23 protein-coding genes and 1 riboswitch are annotated in these 23,984 nt (G+C 28.6%); of the genes, 12 read left to right on the top strand and 11 right to left on the bottom strand.

Features of this window, described 5'->3' with window-relative positions:
• The first annotated feature begins 64 nt into the window (after positions 1–64).
• Positions 65–787: a bifunctional 2-polyprenyl-6-hydroxyphenol methylase/3-demethylubiquinol 3-O-methyltransferase UbiG gene (gene ubiG / locus ACTTAO_RS04310; protein ID WP_440691027.1), complete on the top strand. Its 723-nt coding sequence runs from the start codon at positions 65–67 to the stop codon at positions 785–787.
• Here ubiG and ACTTAO_RS04305 read toward each other — a convergent pair.
• Positions 784–1,212 (bottom strand): DUF1178 family protein, encoded by a 429-nt coding sequence (locus ACTTAO_RS04305; protein WP_440691025.1) that lies wholly within the window; start codon positions 1,210–1,212, stop codon positions 784–786. The two genes, ubiG and ACTTAO_RS04305, sit on opposite strands and share 4 nt — an antisense overlap.
• 39 nt (positions 1,213–1,251) lie before the next feature.
• A complete protein-coding gene (gene argJ, locus ACTTAO_RS04300) occupies positions 1,252–2,553 on the bottom strand; it encodes a bifunctional glutamate N-acetyltransferase/amino-acid acetyltransferase ArgJ (protein ID WP_440691024.1) in 1,302 nt (433 codons plus the stop codon).
• Positions 2,554–2,618: 65 nt separating this feature from the next.
• On the opposite strand from argJ, the gene secA reads away from it, so the two are divergent.
• The gene (secA, locus tag ACTTAO_RS04295; protein WP_440691023.1) at positions 2,619–5,153 is read left to right on the top strand and encodes a preprotein translocase subunit SecA; all 2,535 of its coding nucleotides are present in this window, start codon (positions 2,619–2,621) and stop codon (positions 5,151–5,153) included.
• A 3-nt stretch (positions 5,154–5,156) separates the two neighbouring features.
• On the opposite strand, the gene ACTTAO_RS04290 is transcribed toward secA, so the two are convergent.
• Positions 5,157–6,251 (bottom strand): acetyl-CoA carboxylase carboxyltransferase subunit alpha, encoded by a 1,095-nt coding sequence (locus ACTTAO_RS04290; protein ID WP_440691022.1) that lies wholly within the window; start codon positions 6,249–6,251, stop codon positions 5,157–5,159.
• A gap of 104 nt (positions 6,252–6,355) precedes the next feature.
• Positions 6,356–6,443: riboswitch (glycine riboswitch) on the top strand.
• A 79-nt stretch (positions 6,444–6,522) separates the two neighbouring features.
• Between ACTTAO_RS04290 and ACTTAO_RS04285 the strand changes: the two genes are divergently transcribed.
• A complete protein-coding gene (locus ACTTAO_RS04285) occupies positions 6,523–8,685 on the top strand; it encodes a malate synthase G (RefSeq protein WP_440691021.1) in 2,163 nt (720 codons plus the stop codon).
• Here the strand turns inward: ACTTAO_RS04285 and recR are convergent.
• The 5 genes from recR to kdsB all read right to left on the bottom strand — a co-directional run bounded on the left by recR (position 8,672) and on the right by kdsB (position 12,952).
• The gene (gene recR, locus ACTTAO_RS04280) at positions 8,672–9,283 is read right to left on the bottom strand and encodes a recombination mediator RecR (RefSeq protein WP_440691020.1); all 612 of its coding nucleotides are present in this window, start codon (positions 9,281–9,283) and stop codon (positions 8,672–8,674) included. The genes ACTTAO_RS04285 and recR overlap by 14 nt on opposite strands.
• Positions 9,284–9,286: 3 nt before the next feature.
• On the bottom strand, positions 9,287–9,604 hold the full coding sequence (locus tag ACTTAO_RS04275; protein ID WP_440647171.1) for a YbaB/EbfC family nucleoid-associated protein: 318 nt from the start codon (positions 9,602–9,604) through the stop codon (positions 9,287–9,289).
• On the bottom strand, positions 9,597–11,246 hold the full coding sequence (dnaX, locus tag ACTTAO_RS04270) for a DNA polymerase III subunit gamma/tau (protein ID WP_440691019.1): 1,650 nt from the start codon (positions 11,244–11,246) through the stop codon (positions 9,597–9,599). Before dnaX ends, ACTTAO_RS04275 begins: the two co-directional genes overlap by 8 nt.
• Before the next feature lie 138 nt (positions 11,247–11,384).
• Positions 11,385–12,221, bottom strand: a complete 837-nt coding sequence (locus tag ACTTAO_RS04265; RefSeq protein WP_440613462.1) for a prephenate dehydratase domain-containing protein — start codon at positions 12,219–12,221, stop codon at positions 11,385–11,387.
• A complete protein-coding gene (gene kdsB, locus ACTTAO_RS04260; RefSeq protein ID WP_440691018.1) occupies positions 12,221–12,952 on the bottom strand; it encodes a 3-deoxy-manno-octulosonate cytidylyltransferase in 732 nt (243 codons plus the stop codon). Before kdsB ends, ACTTAO_RS04265 begins: the two co-directional genes overlap by 1 nt.
• Before the next feature lie 93 nt (positions 12,953–13,045).
• On the opposite strand from kdsB, the gene ACTTAO_RS04255 reads away from it, so the two are divergent.
• Positions 13,046–13,585 (top strand): c-type cytochrome, encoded by a 540-nt coding sequence (locus ACTTAO_RS04255; RefSeq protein ID WP_440691017.1) that lies wholly within the window; start codon positions 13,046–13,048, stop codon positions 13,583–13,585.
• Here ACTTAO_RS04255 and argF read toward each other — a convergent pair.
• Both argF and ACTTAO_RS04245 read right to left on the bottom strand, forming a co-directional pair.
• The gene (gene argF, locus ACTTAO_RS04250; protein ID WP_440691016.1) at positions 13,577–14,506 is read right to left on the bottom strand and encodes an ornithine carbamoyltransferase; all 930 of its coding nucleotides are present in this window, start codon (positions 14,504–14,506) and stop codon (positions 13,577–13,579) included. The two genes, ACTTAO_RS04255 and argF, sit on opposite strands and share 9 nt — an antisense overlap.
• Positions 14,507–14,508: 2 nt before the next feature.
• Positions 14,509–15,675 (bottom strand): aspartate aminotransferase family protein, encoded by a 1,167-nt coding sequence (locus ACTTAO_RS04245; RefSeq protein ID WP_440691015.1) that lies wholly within the window; start codon positions 15,673–15,675, stop codon positions 14,509–14,511.
• 169 nt (positions 15,676–15,844) lie between these two features.
• Between ACTTAO_RS04245 and ACTTAO_RS04240 the strand changes: the two genes are divergently transcribed.
• The gene (locus ACTTAO_RS04240) at positions 15,845–16,339 is read left to right on the top strand and encodes a GcrA family cell cycle regulator (RefSeq protein ID WP_440691014.1); all 495 of its coding nucleotides are present in this window, start codon (positions 15,845–15,847) and stop codon (positions 16,337–16,339) included.
• 3 nt (positions 16,340–16,342) lie between these two features.
• Here the strand turns inward: ACTTAO_RS04240 and ACTTAO_RS04235 are convergent, their stop codons facing one another.
• Complete coding sequence (locus ACTTAO_RS04235) at positions 16,343–17,326, bottom strand: complex I NDUFA9 subunit family protein (protein WP_440691013.1); 984 nt, start codon at positions 17,324–17,326, stop codon at positions 16,343–16,345.
• 16 nt (positions 17,327–17,342) lie between these two features.
• On the opposite strand from ACTTAO_RS04235, the gene ACTTAO_RS04230 reads away from it, so the two are divergent.
• Genes ACTTAO_RS04230 through ACTTAO_RS04200 form a run of 7 tightly spaced genes read left to right on the top strand, consistent with a single transcriptional unit; the run spans position 17,343 to position 23,984 of the window.
• A complete protein-coding gene (locus ACTTAO_RS04230) occupies positions 17,343–17,954 on the top strand; it encodes a ribonuclease D (protein ID WP_440691012.1) in 612 nt (203 codons plus the stop codon).
• Positions 17,954–18,922, top strand: coding sequence for a KpsF/GutQ family sugar-phosphate isomerase (locus ACTTAO_RS04225; protein ID WP_440691011.1), 969 nt, complete (start codon positions 17,954–17,956; stop codon positions 18,920–18,922). Before ACTTAO_RS04230 ends, ACTTAO_RS04225 begins: the two co-directional genes overlap by 1 nt.
• Positions 18,923–19,495: an LPS export ABC transporter periplasmic protein LptC gene (lptC, locus tag ACTTAO_RS04220; RefSeq protein WP_440691010.1), complete on the top strand. Its 573-nt coding sequence runs from the start codon at positions 18,923–18,925 to the stop codon at positions 19,493–19,495.
• 1 nt (position 19,496) lies between these two features.
• A complete protein-coding gene (locus tag ACTTAO_RS04215) occupies positions 19,497–20,273 on the top strand; it encodes an ATP-binding cassette domain-containing protein (RefSeq protein WP_440691009.1) in 777 nt (258 codons plus the stop codon).
• A 5-nt stretch (positions 20,274–20,278) separates the two neighbouring features.
• Positions 20,279–21,604 carry a 3-phosphoshikimate 1-carboxyvinyltransferase gene (aroA, locus tag ACTTAO_RS04210; RefSeq protein WP_440691008.1) on the top strand — a complete coding sequence of 442 codons (1,326 nt, stop codon included), beginning with the start codon at positions 20,279–20,281 and terminating at the stop codon, positions 21,602–21,604.
• A complete protein-coding gene (cmk, locus tag ACTTAO_RS04205) occupies positions 21,601–22,257 on the top strand; it encodes a (d)CMP kinase (RefSeq protein ID WP_440691007.1) in 657 nt (218 codons plus the stop codon). The genes aroA and cmk overlap by 4 nt, the downstream gene beginning before the upstream one ends.
• Complete coding sequence (locus ACTTAO_RS04200) at positions 22,257–23,984, top strand: S1 RNA-binding domain-containing protein (RefSeq protein ID WP_440691006.1); 1,728 nt, start codon at positions 22,257–22,259, stop codon at positions 23,982–23,984. The genes cmk and ACTTAO_RS04200 overlap by 1 nt, the downstream gene beginning before the upstream one ends.

The following is a 23,984-nucleotide window of genomic DNA, read 5'->3' as shown; positions in this document are numbered from 1 at the left end:
TAATATAATTTAATTATAAATTGATAAAGTACATCTTAATTGTTATGTCAACTAATTATATATTATGAACAGTATTAATAAAAAAGAAATAGAAAAATTTTCAAATATGGCGGCCGAATGGTGGGATCCGGAAGGAAAATTTAAACCTCTTCATAAATTTAATCCTATAAGAATAAAATATATTAAAGAAAATATAATTAAGGAATTTCAACTTAAAAATAAAAAATATCCTCTTTCTGGAATAAATGTCCTTGATATTGGATGTGGAGGTGGATTGTTATCTGAGCCCATGTGTAGATTAGGTGCTAATGTTACAGCAATCGATGCTTCAAATAAAAATATTGCCATAGCAAACTTGCATGCAAAAAAAAACAATCTTAAAATAAACTATATATGTTCATCGCCCGAAAAACTAAAAACTACAAAAAAATTTGATGTAATTTTGAACATGGAGATTGTTGAACATGTTGAGGATGTTGATTTTTTTTTAAAATCATGTGCTAACCTTTTAAAAAAAAATGGATTAATGTTTGTTGCAACTATAAATAAAACCTTAAAATCTTATATATTTGCAATTGTTGGTGCGGAATATGTTTTGAGATGGCTTCCTATTGGCACCCATGAATGGGAAAAGTTTGTTAAGCCTGAGGAATTAAAAAGTATACTAATCAAAAACAATCTTAATCTCAAAAAAATAGATGGAATGAATTTTAATATTCTGAGGGATGAATGGAATGTTTCAAAAGATTTATCAGTAAATTATATTGCTGAATTTAAGAAAAACTAATTTTCTTTTTCATTAACCCAAGGAATTAATTGTGTGTCTATGCCCTCTTCTTTGAGCTCTTTAATGTCTTTCTGAGAGGCTTTACCATATATCCCTTTTGTAGGTTTCTTGCTATTGTAGTGAATAGTTCTAGCTTCATATGCAAAATTATCACCAACGTACTTAAAATTATCTTTTATAAACTTTTGGTAATTTTTAATTGTTTTCTTAATTTTTTTGAACTTCTGAGTATCAAATTTTTCCTCATTTTTAGCTTTTCTACTTATTAGCTGAGGAGCCATTAATGTTTTTTCAACTTTTTCAGAATTACAGTTGTGACAGATTAAAAGTTTTTTCTTTTTTAATTTTTCATATTCTGATGAAGATGAGAACCAGCTATCAAACTTTAATTCACAGTCGTTACACAAAAGTTTGTATTTAATCATAGTATAGAATTAGTTATCAAAAATTATATTTCAATATGTTCAACTTCTATAATCAGCATTAATCTCAATATAATTTTTTGTAAAATCCATAGTAAAAGCAGTAAAGCTTTTAGAACCAGTAAACAAATCTACATTGATATCTATATTTTCACCTTTCATATATTCCGCTACCAATTTTTCATCGTAGTTCTTATGTAATTTTCCATCCTGAATTATTTGATAATTTCCAAATTTCAAACCTAATTTATTTAAATTTATTTTTGGTCCTGCTTTTCCTATTGCCATCACTATTCTTCCCCAGTTTGGATCTTCACCCGCAATAGCTGTTTTTACCAAAGCTGAATTTGCTATTGAGAAAGCGATTGTCTTTGCATCTTGTTCGCTTTTGCTTTTATTAATATTTATAGTGACAAATTTTGATGCTCCCTCTCCATCAGAAACTACTCTCTTGGCTAAATTTAACAAAACATTGTTTAATGCTTTATCGAATTTTTTTAGTTTTATATCATTAATACTTTTAATATTTGAATTGTTTGCTTTATTTGTTGAAAAAATACTAACCATATCATTTGTACTTGTATCTCCATCACATGAGATAGCATTAAATGTATTTGTAATATTTTTTTTTAATAACTTACTTAAAATATCATTGGATAAGCTAGCATCAGTAAATATGTATGCCAAGGTAGTTCCCATATTTGGAAATATCATACCCGAACCTTTGGCAACACCATAAATTTTTACCTCTTTATCTCCAATTTTACATTGTTCCATCGCAAGTTTTGGTTTTGTATCAGTGGTCATTATTCCTAAAGCTGCTTTCATCCAAAGAAATTTGTTTTGTGTATAATTAATTTTTTTTATCAAGTTTGGAATTTGATCCATTATCTTCTCACATGGAAAGGTTTCACCTATAGTACCTGTGCATCCAAAAATAATTTCTTTTGAAGTAATTTTTTTTGGATAATCTTCATCTTCAAACTGTTTTTTTGATAATTGCTCAGAAGTTAAATTAGCAATTTTTGTGAGACTTTCGTAACCTTGTTTACCTGTAAAAGCATTTGCATTTCTAGTATTTACAATAAGAGAATAAATTTTTTTTGATTTTTGATTTATATTCCATTTAATATTTTCTGAGATAATTTTTGATTTAGTATAAACAGAGGCATGATTTGCGCCATCTCTAAAGTAAAACATTACTAAATCATCTCTTTTAGTTTTATATAAACCTGCGCTTAGAGCTGAAATAGATAAGCCATCTATATGATCGAGGTCCTGGAAATCCATCATTCTGGTATTTTTCGATTTCGAGGTTAAAAAATTTGTTAAATTAATACCCATGATATTTAAAATAATTGTTTAATACATATATTAAACAATATATTTAAAGAATAAATCAAATAGTCATGTTTAACCCACTTAACCTAATTACAAAATTTATCAAATCTAGTAATCAAAAAGAACTGGATAGAATTGGAAAAATTGTAGAAAAAATAAATTCATACGAGGAACAATTCATAAAATTAAGTGATACAGACTTTCCAAAAAAAACAGTTGAATTTAAAAATCAATTAAAAAATGGAAAAAGTTTAGACGAAATTCTACCTGAAGCATTTGCACTAGTAAGGGAAGCTGCAAAAAGAACAAGACAAGAGAAGCACTTTGATGTCCAACTTATTGGGGGAGTAGTTCTTCACGAAGGTAAAATTGCTGAAATGAGAACAGGTGAAGGAAAAACACTCACTATTGCTTTAGCGGCTTATTTAAATGCGCTTTCTGAAAATGGAGTTCATATAGTAACAGTTAATGATTACTTAGCAAAAAGAGATTCGATAGAAATGGGTCTCATATATAGTTTTCTAGGTCTTACTTCCGGATTTATAAATAATGACCAAGATGATCTAGAAAGAAAAAAAAACTATAATTGTGACATTACTTATGCAACCAACAGTGAATTAGGATTTGATTATCTAAGAGATAACATGAAGTTTTCTCAAAAAGAAATGGTTCAAAGATCTCATGCATTTTCAATTGTAGATGAAATAGATTCCTGTTTAATTGATGAAGCAAGAACTCCACTTGTAATTTCTGGAGCTGCAGAAGATAAAACTGCTCAATACCTAACAATAGATAAACTTGTTAAAATTTTAAATAACAAAGATTTTGAAATAGATGAGAAAGAAAAAAGTATACTTTTAACAAACGAGGGTATTAATAATGTTGAAAAACTTTTTTCTAATGCTGGTATATTAAAAAATGATAATTTTTATGATCCAGAAAATCTTCATTTAGTTCACCATGTAAATCAAGCACTCCGTGCAAATCACTTATTTGAAAAAGGAAAGGATTACATAGTTAAAGACGGAGTTCTTAAAATTATAGATGAATTAACTGGTAGAATTCTAGAAGGAAGAAGATTTGGAGATGGACTTCATCAGGCTCTTGAAGCTAAAGAAAAAATTCAGATACAAAATGAAAATCAAACTTTAGCATCAATTACCTATCAAAATTATTTTAAACTATATAAAAAAATATCAGGTTGTACCGGTACTGCAGTCACAGAATCTGAAGAATTTTTTGAGATATACAATCTTTCAGTCGTTGTAATACCAACAAATAAAGAAATGATCCGAAAGGACCATAATGATTTGATCTTTAGAACTGATAAAGAAAAAAATGATGCGATAATAAATAAGATCATTGAAAAACATGAAGTTGGTCAACCAATTTTGGTTTTCACATCTAGTATCAACAAATCCGAAGTTTATTCTAAATTATTAAATGAAAAAAATATTAAACACGTAGTTTTAAATGCAAAGAACCATGAAAATGAAGCCGAAATTATTGCAAATGCTGGAAAAGAAAAATCTTTGATAATTACAACCAGTATTTCTGGTAGAGGTGTTGACATCCAGCTTGGTGGCAAAAAAGGATCAATTCCTGATGATCAGCTAAAAATAGATAAAGAAAAAATTAAATCTCTAGGTGGCTTATTTGTAATTGGTACCGAAAGAATGGAGTCTAGGAGAGTAGACAATCAAGCAAGAGGAAGAGCTGGACGACAAGGAGATGAGGGTAGTTCTGTATTTTATGTAAGTTTAGAGGATGATTTGATGAGAATCTTTGGCTCAGAATCTATGAATAATATGCTTGAAAAACTTGGTTTAAAAGATGGTGAAAGTATTGATCACCCTTGGATCAACAAAGCATTAGAAAGAGCTCAGCAAAAAGTTGAAGCCAGAAATTTTGATATCAGAAAAACACTTATCAAATTTGATAATGTTTTGAATGACCAAAGACATGTTGTGTTTTCTCAAAGAAAAAACGCAATGAATAGTGAAAATATTTTTGATTATTCCGACGAATTTTTAAAAGAAATATCAGAAGACTTGATAAAACTAAAAATTCAAAACCTATCTAATCCAAAAAGTAATGAATTTAACAATAAAGTAAGGCAAATTGTTGGGAAAAGTTTTAATGATACTGAACTTGAAAGTTTGATTTCTGCAAAAGATAATGAACTGAAAGAGCAAATATCCTCAAAATTTAATGAGACACGTAATGAAAGAATTAAAGTTCTAAACGAGCAGCATGCAAAAGAAATTGAAAAAAGAATATTTTTGCAAACAATAGATTTGAATTGGAAATCACATATACAATATTTAGAACAACTTAGACAAGTGATTGGATTAAGATCTTACGGTCAAAGAGATCCTTTAGTTGAATATAAAAAAGAAGCTTTTGATTTATTTTCAAATTTATTAGAAAAACTAAAATTAGACTACGTTACAATTTTAATGAACTTAAAAGTTATAACAGAAAAAAGACCTTCCAATGAGGAAAGAGTAAATCCAAAACCACAAGCCAAAAAAATGGGAAGAAATGAACCTTGCTTTTGTGGATCAGGCAAGAAGTTTAAACATTGCCATGGAGCTTTATAATTCTTAAACAAGAAAAAACAAAGAAGCTAACAATAATAAACCTACACCAATACCAAATAATAATTTTTTTGATTTAAAAATATTATCAAAATTGTTTTTCTTAATGGTCAAATTGCTTAAATCTTCTACATTGCTCATAAAACCATCATTTCTTCCAATTTTTAAAAATTTATTTTTTCTTTCATTCATTATATCTTCTGACGTCATTTCTTTGTATTGATCTAAATTCGTAGAAATAGATTTTCTAACGTTATCAAGCATCAGGTCTCTATCCCTGTGAGCACCACCTAAAGGTTCTGGGATTATTTCATCAATAACTTTTAATTTTAATAAATCTTTTGCGGAAAGCTTCATTGCTTTTGCTGCATCAAGCATTTTTTTTGGATCTCTCCATAATATAGTTGCACAGCCTTCAGGAGATATAACTGAATAAATAGCATTTTCTAGCATGATAACTTTGTTAGACGATGCTAATGCAATCGCACCACCTGATCCACCTTCACCTATAATTATTGCAATAGTTGGAACCTTAAGTTCCATACAGCATTCAATTGATTTTGCTATTGCCTCAGCTTGACCTCTTTCCTCTGCACCAACACCAGGATAAGCGCCTGGCGTGTCTATAAAAGAGATAATTGGAATTTTAAATTTATTTGCTAAATTCATTAAACGAATAGTTTTTCTATAACCCTCAGGTCGCATCATCCCAAAATTTCTTTGAATTCTGCTATCTAAATCTTCACCCTTTTCTTGACCGATAACTAAAACTGACTGACCATTAAATTTTGCAAAACCAGTAAGTACAGATTTATCTTCACCATAATAACGATCTCCAGATAGAGAAATAAAATCTTCGAATAAATTATCTATGAAAAATTTAGACTTTGGTCTGTCTTCATGTCTCGCAACCATGGTGGTTTGCCATGGATCTAGGTTTGAATATATATCATTTAATTTTTGATCTAACTCAACTTGTGTTTTTGAAATTTTTTGGGTATCCACTTCTGATAATCCCTCTTGATTATATGGATCTTTTAATTTTTCCAATTCTGTCTCTAAATCTTTAATCTCAGTTTCAAAATTAAGATAATTTTTCATAATAAGGTTATAGCGGATGGTTAATTCATAAAAAAGGCAATAAAATGATATTTAATTTAAAGTGTAATTGTTATTAATTGACTCTTTTCTAGAAGAGGATACATATTTTATTGTCGGGAGAGACTATTAAATTTAGCACCGAAGGAGCAACCACCCCGGAAACTCTCAGGTAAAAAGGACCGATAGTTGCATAACACTCTGGAAAGAGAATTAATTCCGCCGAAGGAGCAAAACTCTCAGGCAAAAATACAGATGGGGTAATTTAGGTGATATGCAAGAAAAATATATAAATATTAAAACTTTAAAAGTATCTGAAAAACTTTCTCAATTTATTAGCGACGAGCTATTAAAAGAAACAGATCTATCTGTTGATAATTTTTGGTCAGGGTTCGAGAAAACAGTCAATGAATTAGCAACTAAAAATAAAGAATTAATTAAATTTAGAGAAGACTTACAGAAACAGATAGACAATTGGCACATAAAAAATAAGGGAAATGAATTTAATTTGTCAGAATATAAAAAATTTTTAACAGAAATTGGTTATTTGAGAGAAGAAGGTGATGATTTTGAAATATCAACTCAAAATGTTGATGAGGAAATAACAAGTATTGCTGGGCCTCAACTTGTTGTACCAGTAATGAATGCGAGATATGCATTAAATGCAGCTAATGCTAGATGGATGAGCTTATACGATAGTCTGTATGGAACAGATGTGATTGAACAATCAGAAGATAGCGTATCTGAAAGATACGATCCGTTAAGAGGTGAGATGGTAATAAAATATGGAAGAGATTTTTTAGATAAATATTTTCCATTAGCAGGATTGAGTTGGCAAAAAATTACAAGTTTTGCGGTTAAGCATGGAAAATTTAAAGCTTTAAAAGGTGCTGATATATATGATTTGGTAGATGAGAATAAGTTTATTGGTCATAGGGGTGAAGCTGACAACCCGTCTGCTATAATATTAAAAAATAACAATTTACATATAGAAATTTTAAAAGATTCAAGAGCTTTTGCGGCTCAACAAGATCATGCTGGTATTAGTGACATAATTTTAGAATCTGCGGTGTCAACTATATGCGATAACGAAGATAGTGTAGCTGCTGTAGATGCAGAAGATAAAATTGTTTGTTACAGAAATTGGCTAGGTCTAATGAAAGGTGATCTAAAATCAAAATTTGAAAAAGAAGGAAAATTATTTGAAAGAAAACTTAATCCTAATAGAAGCTATATTTCAAAAGATGGAAAAGGTTTAAAGCTTCATGGAAGAAGTTTACTGCTAGTTAGAAATGTTGGTCACTTAATGACTAATCCATCAATAATTTTAAAAGATGGTAGTGAAGTTCCAGAAGGAATAATGGATGCATTCATTACTACAGCTGCTGCCCTTCATGATATTAAAAAAAAAACCAATTCAAGAACTGGTTCTATTTATATTGTGAAACCAAAAATGCATGGACCAGATGAAACTGCATTTACTGATTTGCTTTTCTCAAAAGTTGAGGAAGTTTTAGGTTTGCCAAAATACACCTGCAAGATTGGAATAATGGATGAAGAAAGAAGAACTTCAGCTAATTTAAAAGAGTGCATTAGATCATTAAAAAATAGAGTTTTCTTTATAAACACAGGTTTTCTAGACAGAACTGGTGATGAAATGCACACCTCTATGGAAGCTGGTCCGATGATTAAAAAAGGTGACATGAAAACTTCAAAATGGATTACAGCCTATGAAAACAATAATGTTGATATTGGTTTAAAGTGTGGATTTTCTGGAAAAGCTCAAATTGGAAAAGGTATGTGGGCAATGCCAGATAAAATGAAAGATATGATGGAGCAAAAAACTGGACATTTAAAAGCAGGTGCAAATTGTGCATGGGTTCCATCTCCAACTGCTGCAGCTTTGCATGCGCTACATTATCACGAAATAAATATTTTTGATGAACAACAAAAAATAAAAAACAGAGAACAGGCAAAGCTTGATGATCTTTTAACAATACCTACTGCTGATAGACCAAATTGGTCTGTAGATGAAATTAATAAAGAAATTTCTAACTCAGCTCAAACTCTATTAGGTTATGTTGTGAGATGGATTGATCAAGGAGTTGGATGCTCCAAAGTACCAGATATAAATAACGTAGGTTTGATGGAAGATAGAGCTACACTTAGAATTTCATCTCAACATATTGCAAATTGGATACATCATGGAATTACAACAAAAATTCAAGTTGTAGAAATTCTTAAAGACATGGCTAAAATTGTAGATGACCAAAATAAAAATGACTCTAATTATGTAAGAATGAGTAATAACTTTGAAAATTCAATTGCATTTCAAACTGCTTGTGATTTGGTGTTTAAAGGAAAAGAACAACCATCTGGTTATACTGAACCTTTACTGCATTTAAATAGACTTACTAAAAAGTCTAATCTGAATTAGAAACTAAATTAGACCGATTTTTAAAAGCAGAAAATAAAGTCCCATCATCTAAACTTTCAATTTCACCACCTACAGGTAACCCTTGTGCAAGTTTAGTAATTTTTACATTAGAATTCTTTAGGCTATCTTGGATGTAGTAAGCAGTAGTTTGACCTTCAACAGTTGCACTTGTGGCTAATATAACTTCTTCAATTTTATCTCGATTAACTCTCTCAACCAGGGAATTTACAAGTAAATCTTCTTTTCTTTGACCTACTGATGAAATGGTGCCTCCCAGAATATGAAAATACCCTTGATAAATATTTGAATTTTCAATCGACCATTGATCAGCAATGTCTTCTACAACACAAATCTTAGAATATTTATTTTTTGTATTTTCACAATTTATACATCCAGTTGAAATTGATTTAAGTGAACCACAAGAATTACATCTAGTTACATTTTTATAAAATTGAGCCAAAGTATTTGCCATTGGTTTTACTAATTCATCGCGGTTATTAATTAGTTTTAAAACAATCCTTTTAGCAGATTTTGGTCCTAAACCTGGAAGCTTTGAAATTAATTTAATTAATTCCTCAATCTCGTTAATGTTTTGCATCTACTATAGTGGCCACTTAAAACCAGGTATTCCAAATCCACCTGTAGCTTTTGATATCTCTTCTGATGTTTTCGACTTCAATTGTGATTTGGCGTTATTATGCGCCGCTACAATTAAATCTTCTATTATTGATTTGTCTTCTTTCATTATTTCATCTGATAGTTTAATTGATTGCATTTCACCTTCTCCATCCAAGACGATTTTTGCTGAATTTAAGCCAGAAACACCCTCTACTCTAATCTCCTTAATTTTTTGCTGACTCTCTTTCATTTTTGCTTCAAGTTCTTTTGCTTTGTCTAATATTTTATTAAAATCAGTCATTATTTTTATCCTCCTTAATTATCGATTTAACATCTACCAGTTCTGCATCAGGAAAATTTTCCATAAAGTTTTTATAAATTTCAGTTTGTTTAGCTTTTTCAATTAATATTTTTTTTTCATTTTGTTTCTTTTCTCTAATTGAGAGATCTCCTTTTGATTTACTAAGTGTGATAATCCATCTTTCTTTTGTCCATTCAAAAAGCTTTGTGGAAAGATCTTTTACAAAATCTTTATCAAGGCTGTCATTAAATGAAATCTCAATCCTATTTTTTTCAAATTTAACCAAATTTACATTTTTCTCTAATTCAAATTTAAGTTTTAATTCTCTTTTACTTGTGCAAATAGCAATTAATTCGTCAAAAGAATTAATTTGAGTTTTGACTTCTGCTTTAACTTCAGTTTGTATTTCAGGATTCTTTTTTTCTTCTTGAGAGATATTTTTTATTTGATCAATAATTTTAGTCTCTGTTTTTATTTCAATTTTGCTTGTTGAATTTTCTTCTTTAGGTTTTGTGTCTATTTGTTTAATTTGTTTTACAGAACTTAAGTGCATTAATCTAATTAAAAACATCTCAATTGATAAATGTTGATTTGATACAACATCTAATTCCTCTAACGACTTGATAGAAAATTGCCAAAATAAAATTAATACATCTGGTTGGATTTGATTAGAAATGTTTTTTATTTTATTAAATTCTTCATCATTAAGAGAAAAATTTGTGCTTTCTAAAGTTAGAGAATTTATATTTTTAAAGTAGTATAACAGCTCTAAAAAATCATTTAAAAATATTTTTGGTTCAACTCCTTGATCATATATTTTTCTGTAAATTTTTATTACCTTTTCTTCTTCTCCTCTCAATATTAATTCAAATAAATCAATTAATTGTGATTTATCAAAATAACCAAAAATCTTCTGAGCAGAATTTAAATCTAGTTCTTTATCATTATCTAAACTCAATAACGCTCTATCTAATAGAGATAATGCATCTCTTACTGAGCCTTCAGATATTTTTACAATTAATTTTAGAGCGTCATCAGTAACTTTTCCGTTTTCTTTATCTTTAATTTTTTTAATAAAATCTAACAATTCAGAAGATTTAATCCTTGAAAGATCAAAACGCTGACACCTTGAAACGACTGTTATAGGAATCTTTTTTATTTCTGTTGTGGCAAATATAAATTTTAAATATGAAGGTGGTTCTTCCAATGTTTTTAGTAAAGCATTAAAAGCTTGTTTACTTAACATATGAACTTCATCGATTATAAAAATTTTGTACTTTGCTGAAGTAGGTCCGTATCTGGAAAACTCAATTAGATCTCTAACATCATCAACTCCTGTCTTGCTGGCCGCATCCATTTCAAGTACATCAATGTGACTTGAGTTTGCAATCGACTGACAATTTTCACACAAATTATCAATGCACATTTTTTCAATACCATTTGAGCAATTCAAGGCTTTTGCTACAATTCTTGCAGTTGTAGTTTTTCCAATCCCTCTAATTCCAGTAAATAAATATGCATTAGGTACTTTGTCAGCTTTTATTGAGTTTATAATTGTTTCTGCAACAACATCTTGACCAATAAGATCATCAAATATTTGAGGTCTATATTTAAGAGCCAATACTTTTGAATTGTTATTCATAAATTTTTTAAGGAGACTAGAACCTGAATAACTGTCTCTACGACTGCTTCCGTTAAGATCTGGTCGGGTTCAAGCAGCATCCACCTCTAGCCTCCAATTCTATTATAGCAGTTAAAATTTCTAATCTACAAGAAAAGATTATTGTTTTTTTTGTCTCAAACTATCGGCTTCAAAAACACCTAGGACGTGAAAATCCTCACAATGTAAGCCTAGCTCTTCAAGAGATTTTTGAACTTTTGAATCTTCAATATGTCCATCTAAATCACATAAGAAAAAATAAGAGTCGAAAGAATTTTTTTCAGGGTAACTTTGAAGCTTAGTTAGATTTACTCCATTGATAGCAAATCCTCCAAGCGATTGATAAAGAGCTGCAGGTTTACTTTTAAGTTTAAATAAAAATGAAGTTATATATTTTTTATTTCCAAACTCAGGTTGAGATATATTTTTTCCCATAACAAGAAATCGTGTTAAATTTCCACTCTCGTTTTCTATATTTTTTTTAATTACATCAAGATTATAAATTTCAGCACTTAGAGATGATGCTATTGCTGCCTGTTTTTTGTCTTTTGTTTTAGAAATCATTTCGGCTGATCCAGCTGTATCTGCTCTTATATGTTCAGCAATATTATTTTCTTTTATGAAATTTGAACATTGCGACAAACCCTGTGCATGAGAATAAACTTCTTTTATATCAGACAGTTTAGCTCCCTGTTGACCTAATAAATTATGTTCGATTTTTTGAAAGTGCTCTCGGTAAATATTCAACCTATGCTTAAAGATTAAATATTCAATTCCTATATTTCCTGTAATTCTATTAGACTCTGGAATTATTATTCTACAATCAGGTTCTTCTGAAGCTTTATTAAAACAATCATCAAAAGTTTTACAAGGTAAAATTTCAGCATCAGGGTCGATTGATAATGCTGCTAAATGAGAATAAGCTCCAAATGTTCCTTGAAAATATATTTTACCCATCAGGACTTATATTCCATTATTTTTTTTAAGGCCAGATAATCTTCCTCTGTGTCAACTCCTATAGGGGCTTTGCTTGCTAGAGCAACATTTATTTTAATATTATTGTCTAGAGCTCGAAGCTGTTCTAATTTATTTTCAATTTCATTTTTTGATTGTGGTAATTCAACAAGTTTTTTAAGAATTTCAGATGAATAACTGTAAATTCCAATATGGTGATAAATATTTGAGGTATCTTCAGATTTCCTTAAAAATATTTTTGCTTTAGAAAACGGGTCATCTTCTAAATTATTTTCAGTAATAACTTTAACTATATTCTCATTTGCTAAATCTGATTTATTCTCAATTTTAGCAGCAAGGGTTCCTATTTTTGCTTTGTGATCTATCATCATTTGGTTTAGGTTTACAATATCCTCTATATTTATTGCTGGCTCGTCACCCTGTAGGTTCATTATAAAATCAATATTATCTAAGTTGAGTTTTTGATAAGCTTCATATATTCGGTCTGTACCAGTTTTATGTTTATTGCTTGTTAAAATAGCATTTCCTCCATTATTTTTAATATCATTGACAATCTCTTGATCCTCTGCAGCAACAATTACCTCTCCAATATTTGCTTCTTTTGCCTTATTAAATACATGTGAAATAATTGAAATATCATTGATTTTTAATAATGGTTTTCCCGGAAGCCTAGTTGCGGATAATCTAGAGGGTATAATTATAAGAGTTTTCATTAATCACTAATTAAAATAGAGGCAAATTTGTACATTAAATTTTAGTCAAATTTTAATTTATCATGTTATACGTTCAAAATTAAATTTATAAAAATGGATTCTTTTGAAATTAACAAAATTGTAGCTGCAGTTCTAATGGTGGCACTTCTTGTTATTGGTATAGGAAAATTATCTGATGTAATTTTTCATGTAGAAAAGCCAGAAACTCCAGGTTACACGGTGGAAGTTGAGCAGGTATCTACCGCATCATCTTCTACAACAAACGCTGCAGAAGAAAAAGTCGATATTGCTGCATTAATGGCCATGGGGGATATAGCAAGTGGAGAAAAAATATTTAAAAAGTGTGCAGCCTGTCACTCAATAATTAAGGGTGGGAAAAATGCTATAGGTCCAGCTTTATATAATGTCGTTGGAAGAAAAGTTGGAGCAGTTGAAGATTATAAATATTCAAAAGCATTAGCTGCTTATGAAAAAGAATGGACATTTGAAGAGCTAAATGGATTTCTAAAAAAACCTGCAAAATATATTAAAGGTACAAAAATGGCTTATGCAGGCTTAAGAAAAGAAGCAGATAGAGCTTCTGTAATTAAGTATCTAAATGAAAATTCAGATAGCCCAGTTCCACTACCTTAATCTTCCAAAACAATACAACAGTATACTTTTTTGAACATGAACTCTATTAAGAGCCTGCAACCATACATGAGATTTTTTTCCTAAGAAAATATCTTCGGAAACTTCATTCCCTCTAGGCAGACAGTGTAAAAAAATACAATTCTTATTTGCAAAACTCATTAATTTTTTATCAATTTTAAATTTTTTAAATGCCTGAATTTTTTTCTTTTTGTTTACTTTGTCATTTAACGAAATAACTTTATCAGAAAAAATTACATCAGCTCCACTAGCAGCTTTTTTTGGATCATTATAAATATAAATTTTTCTCTTATTTTTTTTTACCCAATTTCTCACTTCTTTTCCTGGTTCAAAGTTTTTCGGACAGCCAATGCTTAATTTGAAAGAAAACTTAACTGAAGCAGCGATCAAACTATCCAACACATTATTTGAATCACCAATCCAGCAAATATTTAATTTGGAAATGGGTTTTTTTGTAATCTCTTCAACTGTAAAAACATCTGAAAGCACTTGAGTTGGATGAGATGATGGGCTCAAACCATTGATGACTGGAATAGATAAATATTTTTTGAAATCTTCAATTTTTTTATCACTATCTGTTCTCAACATAAATCCATCCCCATAAGTTGACAGAACCTTCGCTGTGTCTGATATACTTTCACCACCTTGTCCTAAATGAAGTTCATTAGATCTAAGTGTTAAAGTACCTCCTCCAAGCTGTTTTATTGCTAAATAAAAACTCATTCTAGTTCTTAAGCTTGGTTTTTCAAACATTTGGATCAAAATTTTTCCTTTTAATGGAGCACCTTTGTCTATTTCTAGAGTATTGAGTTTTCTTCGAGAACTTTTTCTTTTTTTTGCATCAGTAATTATTTTTCTTAAATCTTTACAAGGAATATCTTTTAAATTTATAAAATGTTTCATAACTATTTAAATTGGCTACAAACTTTATTTATAATTTTTAAAGCTTCATCAAGCTCATTTTTATTAACATTTAGTGGTGGTAAAATACGGACAACATTTTCTGCGGCACGAATAGTTAATAATTTATTTTCCATTAATTTTTTAATAAAATTTGTCTGATCTTGATGCAGCTGTATTCCGATTAAAAAACCTCTTCCTCTTATTTGTTTAATAATACTAGGATATTTTTCCTTAATTTTGTTTAAGTTTGATAAGAAATATTTAGATAATTTTTTTACATTATTTAAAAACTTTTTATTTGAAACTATATCCATTACTTTATTTCCAACCGACATGGCAAGTGGATTACCTCCAAATGTAGATCCATGAGTACCAGGTACCATACCTATGGCTACTTTTTTATTCATAAGAACTGCTCCTATAGGAAATCCACCTCCAATTCCTTTGGCTATTGGGACTATATCTGGTTTTACTTTAGATTTTTCAAATGCAAAAAAATCTCCTGATCTACCTATTCCACATTGAACTTCATCCAAAATTAAAAGAATTTTTTTCTTATTACATAATTTTCTAAGCTCTCTTAAACAGAAATCTGGAATAACTTTAATTCCTCCCTCTCCCATTATCGTTTCAACCATTATAGCTGCAGTATCTTTTGAAATTTTCTTTTCTAATGCTTTGTGGTCTCCAAAAGTAAAGTGATCAAATCCCTTTACTTTGGGCCCAAATCCTTCTGTCATTTTCTTTGATCCACTCGCATAAATTGCAGCTAATGTTCTTCCATGAAATGAATTTTTAATGCATAAAATTCTATTTTTATTTGGTTTACCTATTGAAAAAAAATATCTTCTAGCAACTTTAATAGCTGCCTCTGTAGCTTCAGCTCCACTATTTTGAAACATTACATAATCAGCAAATGTTTTTTTACATAATTTTTTAGCTAAATTTTCTCCCTCAGGAATTTGGAAAGCATTTGAAACATGCCAAAGTTTTTTAGATTGTTTATTGATTGTTTTTACTAAACTTGGGTGAGCATGACCTAAAGAATTAACCGCAATACCCATCACAAAATCAAGATATTTTTTTCCATCAGTAGAGTAAAGATAGCTTCCCTTTCCATACTTAAATGAAATTTTTTTTCTGTTATAATTTTTTGCTAAATTGCTCATAAATTAAATTTGTTTTATAAATTTTATTTCATAGATACAAGTTATGATTGAAAAACTAATTTTATTTGAGCTAGGCTTTTATTGTTGATAACTCTAATTTTTTGATTGTTTCAATTAAATTAATAACAGTATATTGTCATTTTATAAATAAATAACACAACATATAGATATGAGTTGGACTGAAGAAAAGGTTTCAAAATTAAGGGAATTATGGGGCAAAGGCAATACAGCTAGCCAAATTGCTGAAATTATTGGAGGCATAAGTCGTAACGCTGTAATTGGTAAGGCCCATAGATTAAATCTTTCAGCAAAAATCAAAACTAGAACTGCTACTTCTAATAAAAATTTCGAGAATTCAATTGAGCAGAATAACATTCAATCAAAAAGAGGCCGTAAAAGTAAATTTAAATCATTAATTATTGAAAAAGATTTTGAACCAGAAAATCCTAAACAATTAGAAGAGCTAGATGAGAATTCATGTAAGTGGCCAATAGGTCATCCAGATGAAAAAGAATTTTATTTTTGTGGCAGATCCTCTTTAAAAGATTTCTCTTATTGCAAACTTCATTTACTTTATGCTTATCAACCAAAAGGTAAAAAAGAAGAAGTTACAGAAAAAGAGGAAGTTCCAGAGTTTATTGAAAAAAAAATTCAATCTGCTTAAATTTTAACTCGTTTTAATATCTATATTATCTGAATTATATTTTTCTGTAGAAAATTGACCACCTTCCCTCCACATATAACAATATTTTTTAACTTCTTCATCGAAGTACTTTAAGCTTGGAACTCCTATGTCTGAGTTAGATTTATATTTACCAGATAAAACATTATCATATTTTAAAAGTTTTAATTGATCTCTGGTCAAAACTGGCTTTGGCATTATTTCAAAAAATCTTGCTGACATTTGTGCTATTGGTAAAGGCATTGGTATTAATAATCTTTTCTTTCCAATTAAATTTAGTAATTTTTCTAATATTTCTTTAAACGAAACTATCTCTGGACCAACACATTCAATTATTTTGGAATTAACGTTATTTGAAATTATATTAAAAATAACATCTGTTAGGTCAGAACAATGAATTGGTGCGAACTTAGTTTTGCCCTCATAATAAAGTGGGAATGCTGGTAATCTATTTAAAAGTGTCATAAAATTTGTAGTAAAATTATCATCTACCGAATAAACAATTGAAGGTCTGATAATTGTAGCTAAAGGAAAATTTTTTAGAATTCTTTCCTCACCTTCTAATTTACTCTTAGCATAGTCAGAATCTGTAGCTTCGTTTATTCCAAGTGCTGATAAATGGATAAAATGCTTTAATTTGTATTCTTTTGAAAGTTTAGATAACAAAGAAGGAAAAATTGTGTGAATATTTTTAAATGTGTTTCCCTTTTTTGATTCAAATAGTATCCCAACTAAATTTATACATATGTCTACTTTTTCGAAAAGCTTTCTAAGTTTTTGTTCTTCAAAAATATTTGATTCTACAACATCTATATAGCCTGCATTTGCTTGGGTTTTAATTATGTAGCTTTTTTGATGAATGTTTCTTGTTACAACAGTTACTTGATAATTATTCTTTGTAAGTTTTCGAATTAAATTTCTACCAATTTGACCACTTCCACCAAAAATTAGACAATTTTTTGCTTTCATATATATATGTTTAAAAATGAGTAATAATATTCAACTTCACAAAAACGATCTACCAGATGATTTAAATTTAGGCAATATAATAGCTGTAGATGGTGAGTTCATGGGTCTAAATGTCAGGCGTGATCCATTGTGCTTAATACAAGTTTCTTCAGGTAATTCAGATGCTCATATAGTTCAATTTGATAGAAAAAATTATCAAGCACCTAATTTAGTAAAACTGTTAAATGATGAAAATATAACTAAAATTTTTCATTATGGACGTGCAGACATGGCTCATATTAAATATTATTTAAATACGGATACAAATAATATTTTAGATACAAAAATTGCCTCGAAACTAGCTAGATCTTATTCGGATAATCATTCTTTAAAAACTCTAATTAAAGAATTTACAAATATAGATATAAGTAAACAATTTCAAAGCTCAGATTTTGGAGGAGATTTAACACCTTCACAACTTAAATACTGCGCTAATGATGTAATTTATCTTCATAAAATTCACGATGAACTTAATAAAATTTTAAAAAGAGAAAATAGAATTAAACTTTATGAAAATTGTTTAAAATTTTTACAAACGAGAGTTGATCTTGATTTAGCATTGTTTAAAGATGATATCTGGTCTCACTAATGAAGAAAAAAAATTATATACCTATTGCAAAAAATGTTATTGAGCTAGAAATAAAAGCGCTTCAAGCTTTAAAAAAAAATATTAACAATTCTTTCAATGAAGCAGTCTTTAAGATCTCAAATTGTCAGTCAAAAGTTATTCTATGTGGTGTAGGAAAAAGTGGATTAATTGCATCTAAAATTGCAGCTACACTTGCTTCTGTTGGAACTCCTTCTTTTGCTATTTCAGCAAGTGAGGCTTCACACGGTGACCTCGGAATGATATCTAAAAAAGACATTTTAATTTTAATTAGTAATTCTGGAGAAACACAAGAATTAAAAAATGTAATTCAATATGCAAATCGAAATAAAATTTTGTTAATTTCTATAGTTTCTAAAAAAGACTCTCCCCTTTATAAATTATCAGATATCAAACTTGTAATACCTAAGGTAAATGAAGCAGAAGGAATTGTGCCCACCTCAAGTACTACAGCACAGTTAGCTTTGGGAGATGCTTTGGCAATTTCAACCATGAAATTTAAAAAATTTGGCAAAATGGATTTTAAAAAATTACATCCTGCTGGAAGCTTAGGTAAACAGCTAATGACTGTAGAAGATTTAATGATAACTGGAGAAAAAATACCATTTGTAGATGAGAAGTTGAAAATGGATAAAGCGCTAAAGATATTGAGTAATAAAAAATTAGGTGTCTTAATTGTAAGAAATCAAAAAAGAGTAACCACAGGAATAATTACTGATGGTCAGATAAGAAGATTTAATCAAAACAAGAAAGATCTTCATATTTTAAATACTGATAAAATAATGACCAAAAAACCAATCGGCATAACCAAGGATGCATTGGCTGTTAAAGCATTATCTCTAATGAATGCTAAAAAAATTACATCTTTATGTGTTTATGATAAAAAAAATAAAAAAAAAACTATTGGTGTAATTCATGTGCATAATATTTTGAGTGCTAATATTTCATAAATGGCATTAAAAAAAATATATGCTTTATCTCTAATATTTTTAATTTTTATAATTGTATACATAGGTAAAAAGGAATTTTTCCCTAATAAAAATTTAGAAACAAATGAAGAGTTAAGTGCAATAGATAATTCTTATTCGTCGAACTTAATAAAAGAGGTAAATTATATTTCTAAAGATTCCAGGGGCAACGAATATATAATTAACGCTGAAATAGGTGAAATTGATATTAAAAATCCAGATATAATCTACCTCACTAGCGTAAAAGCTTTAATTAATCTAAAAAATTCTGAAACAATTATTATTAAATCTGATTATGGTAAATATAATACAAAAAATTTTGATACAATATTTTCACAAAATGTAAACATTGACTATTTAGATAAAAATATAACAGGAGAATATCTTGATTTTTCTCTAGAAAAAAATCTAATGCTGATATCTAGAAATATTGTTTACACAGGACCTGATAATATATTAAAAGCAGATGCTATGGAAATGGACATACAAACAAAAGACTCAAAAATTTTTATGTATGAACAAAATAAAAAAATAAATATTAAGAGTAAAAATTAATATGGGCGTAATTAAAAAGTTCAGAATTAAATCATTCAAAAATCAAAGACCCATAATTGAGTTTAATAATGTAACTCTTTCTTATGGAAAGAGGCTTATTTTAGATTCTATAAATTTCAAAATTAATGAAGGTCAAATTTTTGGTATGCTTGGTCCTAATGGTGTTGGTAAATCAACTATATTTAATTTGATAACAGGTTTAATTAATACAGTTAGTGGCCAAATCAAAATTAATGGTGAAGATGTAACTAATTATCCTATTTATCTAAGAGCAAAAAAATTCAAAGTTGGTTACGTTCCTCAGTATGGAGGTTATTTTAATGATTTATCTCTTAAAGATAATTTAAAAGCTATTAGCGAAATTGTAATTGATAATAAAAATTTAAGAAGTGAAAAAATTAATTATCTACTATCAAAGTTTGAACTTGAAAATGTAAAGGATATCAAGGCAAAATTTTTATCTGGAGGTCAAAAAAAAAAGTTGGTGATTGCTCTATCGCTTTTAAGTGACCCAAAAGTATTACTTTTAGATGAATGTTTTGCTGCTTTAGATGTTTTGACAATAAAAATGCTCCAAGAAATAATAGTAAGTTTGCAACAAGAAACTAAAATTACAATTTGTATATGTGACCACCAAGCAAGAGACTTATTGGCTTGTGTGGACGTAGCTATGATCTTGAGCAATTGTAAAATAATCGCTCAAGATACACCATCAAACCTAGTAAACAATATTAATGCTAAAAATGCATACTTTGGTGATAGCTTTAAGTTTAATTAGTCTTTATGCCAAACCAATTAATTGTAAATGAAAAACTAAATAATTTTAAAAAAAAAATTATAGTAAGCGGCGATAAAAGTATAAGTATTAGATGGGTACTATTTTCATCCTTGGCAGAGGGTGTATCAAAAGCTAAAAATTTACTAATTTCAGAAGATGTCTTGGCTGCAATAGAAGCTGTAAAAAAACTAGGTATCAAGGTAATTTTAAATAAAAAAGAATGTAAAATATTTGGTAAAGGAATAGACGGCTATAAATATAAAAAAAACTTAAAAATAGATGCTCAAAATTCAGGCACTTTGGGAAGACTTATTCTTGGTTTGTTAGTGAATTCATCTAATCCAATTACTTTAGTGGGTGACAAAAGTTTATCTAAAAGAGACTTTAAACGAGTATCAGAGCCTTTGAGTAAGTTTGGTGCTCAATTTAAATTAAGAAATAAAAGTTTTCTACCATTAAAAATATATGGTACATCAAAATTAAAACCAATTAAATACTTCGAAAAAAGAGGCTCAGCACAATGCAAAAGTTCGATTATTTTTGCAGCTATGAGGACTGATGGAACTACAAAAATTAAAGCAAAAAAATCAAGAAATCATACTGAGCTATTATGTAAACATTTGAAATTACCTATTAGAATTAAAAAAAATAAAAATTTTGATGAAATTGAAATTAAAAAAGTAAAAAAAATTCATACTTTAAATTACGATATTCCCTCTGATATAAGCTCTAGTGCGTTCTTCATTGTTCTAACAGCTCTGTCAAAAAATTCAGAATTAGTAATTAGAAATGTAAATATAAACCCATCAAGAATAGGCATTATTACTATTTTAAAAAAAATGGGAGTGAAAATTATCTTTAAAAATAGAAAAATTTACAAAGGAGAAGAGAAAGCTGATTTAAAAATACTAAGTGCAAAAGATATTAAATCAATTAATTGTCCCACAAAATTAAATAGTGGAGCGATTGACGAATTTTTAGTTATTTTTTTAGTTGCAGCTAAAGCTAAAGGTGTCTCTTATTTTAAAGACCTAGGTGAATTAAATCAAAAAGAAAGCCCAAGGTTAAAATGGGCTGCAAAAATCTTAAAAAATTTAGGAATAAAAACAATTGCAACGAATAACTCTATTAAAATCTACGGTAATCCAAATCTTAATTTAAATTTTAATAAAAAAATTGTCATAAAAAATTATATGAAAGATCATAGAGTTTTTATGACAAGCTTAGTTGCAGCCTTATCTTTTGGTGGAAAATGGATACTTCATGATAAAGATTCAATAAATACATCATTTCCAAATTTTTTAAAAATAATTGAAGATTTAAAAAAATGATTAAAAGAAAAAACATTTTAAAAATTGCAATTGACTCTCCAGCAGCAGCAGGTGCAGGAACTTTAGCAAAAGCTTTATCAGATCATTATAATCTTTTTTACCTTGATACTGGAAAAATTTATAGATTTATTGCTTATTTAAAAATTAAATTCCCAAAAAAATTTAATAATAAATTTATAAAATCAAAGATAAACTCATTAAAAATAAAAGATCTTTCAGATAAAAATTTATTATCCGATAAGATAGGAACTGAAGCCTCTGTAATTTCTAAAATTAAATCTATTAGGAATATGGTGCACTCATTTCAAATTAATTTTGCTTACAACCCGCCAAAAAAATACAAAGGTTCTTGTTTAGATGGTAGAGATATCACATATAATATTGTTCCTGATGCTGACTTTAAATTCTATATTACTGCAAATGTAAAAACTAGGGCATTAAGAAGATATAAAGAATTAAAAGGACTAAAAAAAATAACAACTTATGAAGAAGTCTTAAAAAGCATTAAAAATCGCGATAAAAGTGATTTAAATAGAAAAATATCTCCATTAAAGAAAACAAAAGATTCACTATTGATTAATACGACAAACCTTAATAAAAGGGCATGTTTTTTAAAAATAAAAAAAATAATAGACAGGAAAATTAATAATTAATGGAAATTTACAAAGATTTATCTAATCCAGCATCTCAAGAATTCGAAAAATTACTAAGTAGTCAGCTTTCAAAAGTACAAATAGAAGAAGGTAAAATAATTGATGGTAAAATTAATAAAATTACTGAAAAATTTGTATTTTTATTTGTCGAAGGTTTAAAATCAGAACCGGTTCTTGATATTAACGAATTAAAGAGCATGGGTCTTTCAGAGAAAATCAAAGTTGGTGAAACTATTCCAGTTTTACTTGAAAAAATTGAAGATAAAAATGGTGAAGTTTTAGTTTCTGCAAGTAAAGCTCAAAAAATTAAAGGTTGGGACAAACTAGTTGAAGCATATGAAAAAAATGAACCCATCATGGGTAAAATTACATCTAAGTGCAAAGGTGGATGCATAGTCGAACATATTGATACTGGCTCACTTATGTTTTTGCCTGGTTCACAGATAAGTGATAAACCTTTAAAAGACATAAGTCATTTAATGAATGAGCCACAAAAATTTGCGCTTATCAAACTAGACAAAGTTAGAGGGAATGCCTGCGTATCTAGAAGAGAAATAATTTCATCTTTTAAAAAAGAAGATAAAGCAAAAATAGTTGAAAAATACAAAGTTGGTGACATTATAAAAGGTGCTGAAGTAAAAGGATACAGTTCATTTGGTTGCTTCTTTAATGTCAATGGTGAATTAGATGTATTGGTTCATTTACAAGAAATTTCTTATTCAAGAGTAAATCATCCGGATGAAGTATTTAACATAGGTGAAAAACACGACCTAAAAGTTATTAGTGTTGATAAAGAAAAATTACAAGTTGGATGCTCAGTAAAACAATTATCTCCAGATCCTTTTGAGCATATTGAAAATTACGAATTGAATAAAATCTACAAAGTTAAAGTAGTAAAATTAATGGACTTTGGGGCTTTTTGTGAGCTAGAACCAGGTTTAACAACCTTGCTTCATTCAAGCGAACTAAGTTGGACTAAAAAAAATATTTCAGCAAAAAAAATGTTCAAAGTAGGTGATGAAATAGATTGTGTAATTACTGAGATTGACAAAGACAAAAGACGTGTTGCAATATCACATAGATTAACTCAAGATAATCCTTTTGAAACATTTGAGAAAAAATATCCAGTAGATACTATTGTTGAAGGTGAAGTTGTAAACAAGAATGAATATTCTTTATTTGTTAAAATTGAAGATTTAGATATTGATGCTTTCTTACATTGTAATGATTTAACGTATTTAAATAATGGAGAAGAAGAACTCTCTAAATATAAAAAAGGTGATAAGCTTAAGGTTAAGGTATTAGAAATCAAATCCTCTGAACAAAAAATTAGAGTAGGTTTAAGACAAACTCAAGCAGATCCATTTGACTGGTTTAAAGATAAGTCAAAAAATCAAACAATAACTGTTAAAGTTGTTTCAACTGATAACAAAGGACTTATAGTAAGACCAGAAGGTTGTGAAATGGACTTCCAGATTAAAAAATCTGCAATAGCAATTAATGCTGCTGATGCTAGACCAAGTAGATGGACAGGAGGTGAAAAATTAGACTGTGCGATCGCAGATTTGGATATGAATAAGAGAAAAGTAACATTAAGCATTAGATTACTTGAGGAAATTGAGAAAAAAGAAGCTCTTGAAAAATATGGATCTGAAGGTTCTGGTAAAAACCTACCTTTTTCATCATTATCTGAGGATTTAAAGAAAAAAGAAGAAGAGAAAGAATAA

It is taken from the genome of Candidatus Pelagibacter sp. HIMB1782 (genome assembly GCF_052047475.1).
Classification (GTDB): Bacteria; Pseudomonadota; Alphaproteobacteria; order Pelagibacterales; family Pelagibacteraceae; genus Pelagibacter.
This window is presented reverse-complemented; position numbering and strand designations above follow the sequence as displayed.

Excerpts from the sequence above, each read along its gene's own strand:
- ACTTAO_RS04290 (WP_440691022.1), bottom strand. The coding sequence starts at position 6,251 with ATGAAAAATTATCTTAATTTTGAAACTGAGATTAAAGATTTAGAGACA.
- kdsB (WP_440691018.1), bottom strand. The coding sequence starts at position 12,952 with ATGAAAACTCTTATAATTATACCCTCTAGATTATCCGCAACTAGGCTT.
- ACTTAO_RS04255 (WP_440691017.1), top strand. The coding sequence starts at position 13,046 with ATGGATTCTTTTGAAATTAACAAAATTGTAGCTGCAGTTCTAATGGTG.
- ACTTAO_RS04240 (WP_440691014.1), top strand. The coding sequence starts at position 15,845 with ATGAGTTGGACTGAAGAAAAGGTTTCAAAATTAAGGGAATTATGGGGC.
- dnaX (WP_440691019.1), bottom strand. The coding sequence starts at position 11,246 with ATGAATAACAATTCAAAAGTATTGGCTCTTAAATATAGACCTCAAATA.
- ACTTAO_RS04285 (WP_440691021.1), top strand. The coding sequence starts at position 6,523 with ATGCAAGAAAAATATATAAATATTAAAACTTTAAAAGTATCTGAAAAA.
- argJ (WP_440691024.1), bottom strand. The coding sequence starts at position 2,553 with ATGGGTATTAATTTAACAAATTTTTTAACCTCGAAATCGAAAAATACC.
- lptC (WP_440691010.1), top strand. The coding sequence starts at position 18,923 with ATGGCATTAAAAAAAATATATGCTTTATCTCTAATATTTTTAATTTTT.
- secA (WP_440691023.1), top strand. The coding sequence starts at position 2,619 with ATGTTTAACCCACTTAACCTAATTACAAAATTTATCAAATCTAGTAAT.
- argF (WP_440691016.1), bottom strand. The coding sequence starts at position 14,506 with ATGAAACATTTTATAAATTTAAAAGATATTCCTTGTAAAGATTTAAGA.
- recR (WP_440691020.1), bottom strand. The coding sequence starts at position 9,283 with ATGCAAAACATTAACGAGATTGAGGAATTAATTAAATTAATTTCAAAG.
- ACTTAO_RS04275 (WP_440647171.1), bottom strand. The coding sequence starts at position 9,604 with ATGACTGATTTTAATAAAATATTAGACAAAGCAAAAGAACTTGAAGCA.
- ACTTAO_RS04230 (WP_440691012.1), top strand. The coding sequence starts at position 17,343 with ATGAGTAATAATATTCAACTTCACAAAAACGATCTACCAGATGATTTA.
- ubiG (WP_440691027.1), top strand. The coding sequence starts at position 65 with ATGAACAGTATTAATAAAAAAGAAATAGAAAAATTTTCAAATATGGCG.
- ACTTAO_RS04215 (WP_440691009.1), top strand. The coding sequence starts at position 19,497 with ATGGGCGTAATTAAAAAGTTCAGAATTAAATCATTCAAAAATCAAAGA.
- ACTTAO_RS04245 (WP_440691015.1), bottom strand. The coding sequence starts at position 15,675 with ATGAGCAATTTAGCAAAAAATTATAACAGAAAAAAAATTTCATTTAAG.
- ACTTAO_RS04265 (WP_440613462.1), bottom strand. The coding sequence starts at position 12,221 with ATGGGTAAAATATATTTTCAAGGAACATTTGGAGCTTATTCTCATTTA.
- ACTTAO_RS04225 (WP_440691011.1), top strand. The coding sequence starts at position 17,954 with ATGAAGAAAAAAAATTATATACCTATTGCAAAAAATGTTATTGAGCTA.
- cmk (WP_440691007.1), top strand. The coding sequence starts at position 21,601 with ATGATTAAAAGAAAAAACATTTTAAAAATTGCAATTGACTCTCCAGCA.
- ACTTAO_RS04235 (WP_440691013.1), bottom strand. The coding sequence starts at position 17,326 with ATGAAAGCAAAAAATTGTCTAATTTTTGGTGGAAGTGGTCAAATTGGT.
- ACTTAO_RS04200 (WP_440691006.1), top strand. The coding sequence starts at position 22,257 with ATGGAAATTTACAAAGATTTATCTAATCCAGCATCTCAAGAATTCGAA.
- ACTTAO_RS04305 (WP_440691025.1), bottom strand. The coding sequence starts at position 1,212 with ATGATTAAATACAAACTTTTGTGTAACGACTGTGAATTAAAGTTTGAT.
- aroA (WP_440691008.1), top strand. The coding sequence starts at position 20,279 with ATGCCAAACCAATTAATTGTAAATGAAAAACTAAATAATTTTAAAAAA.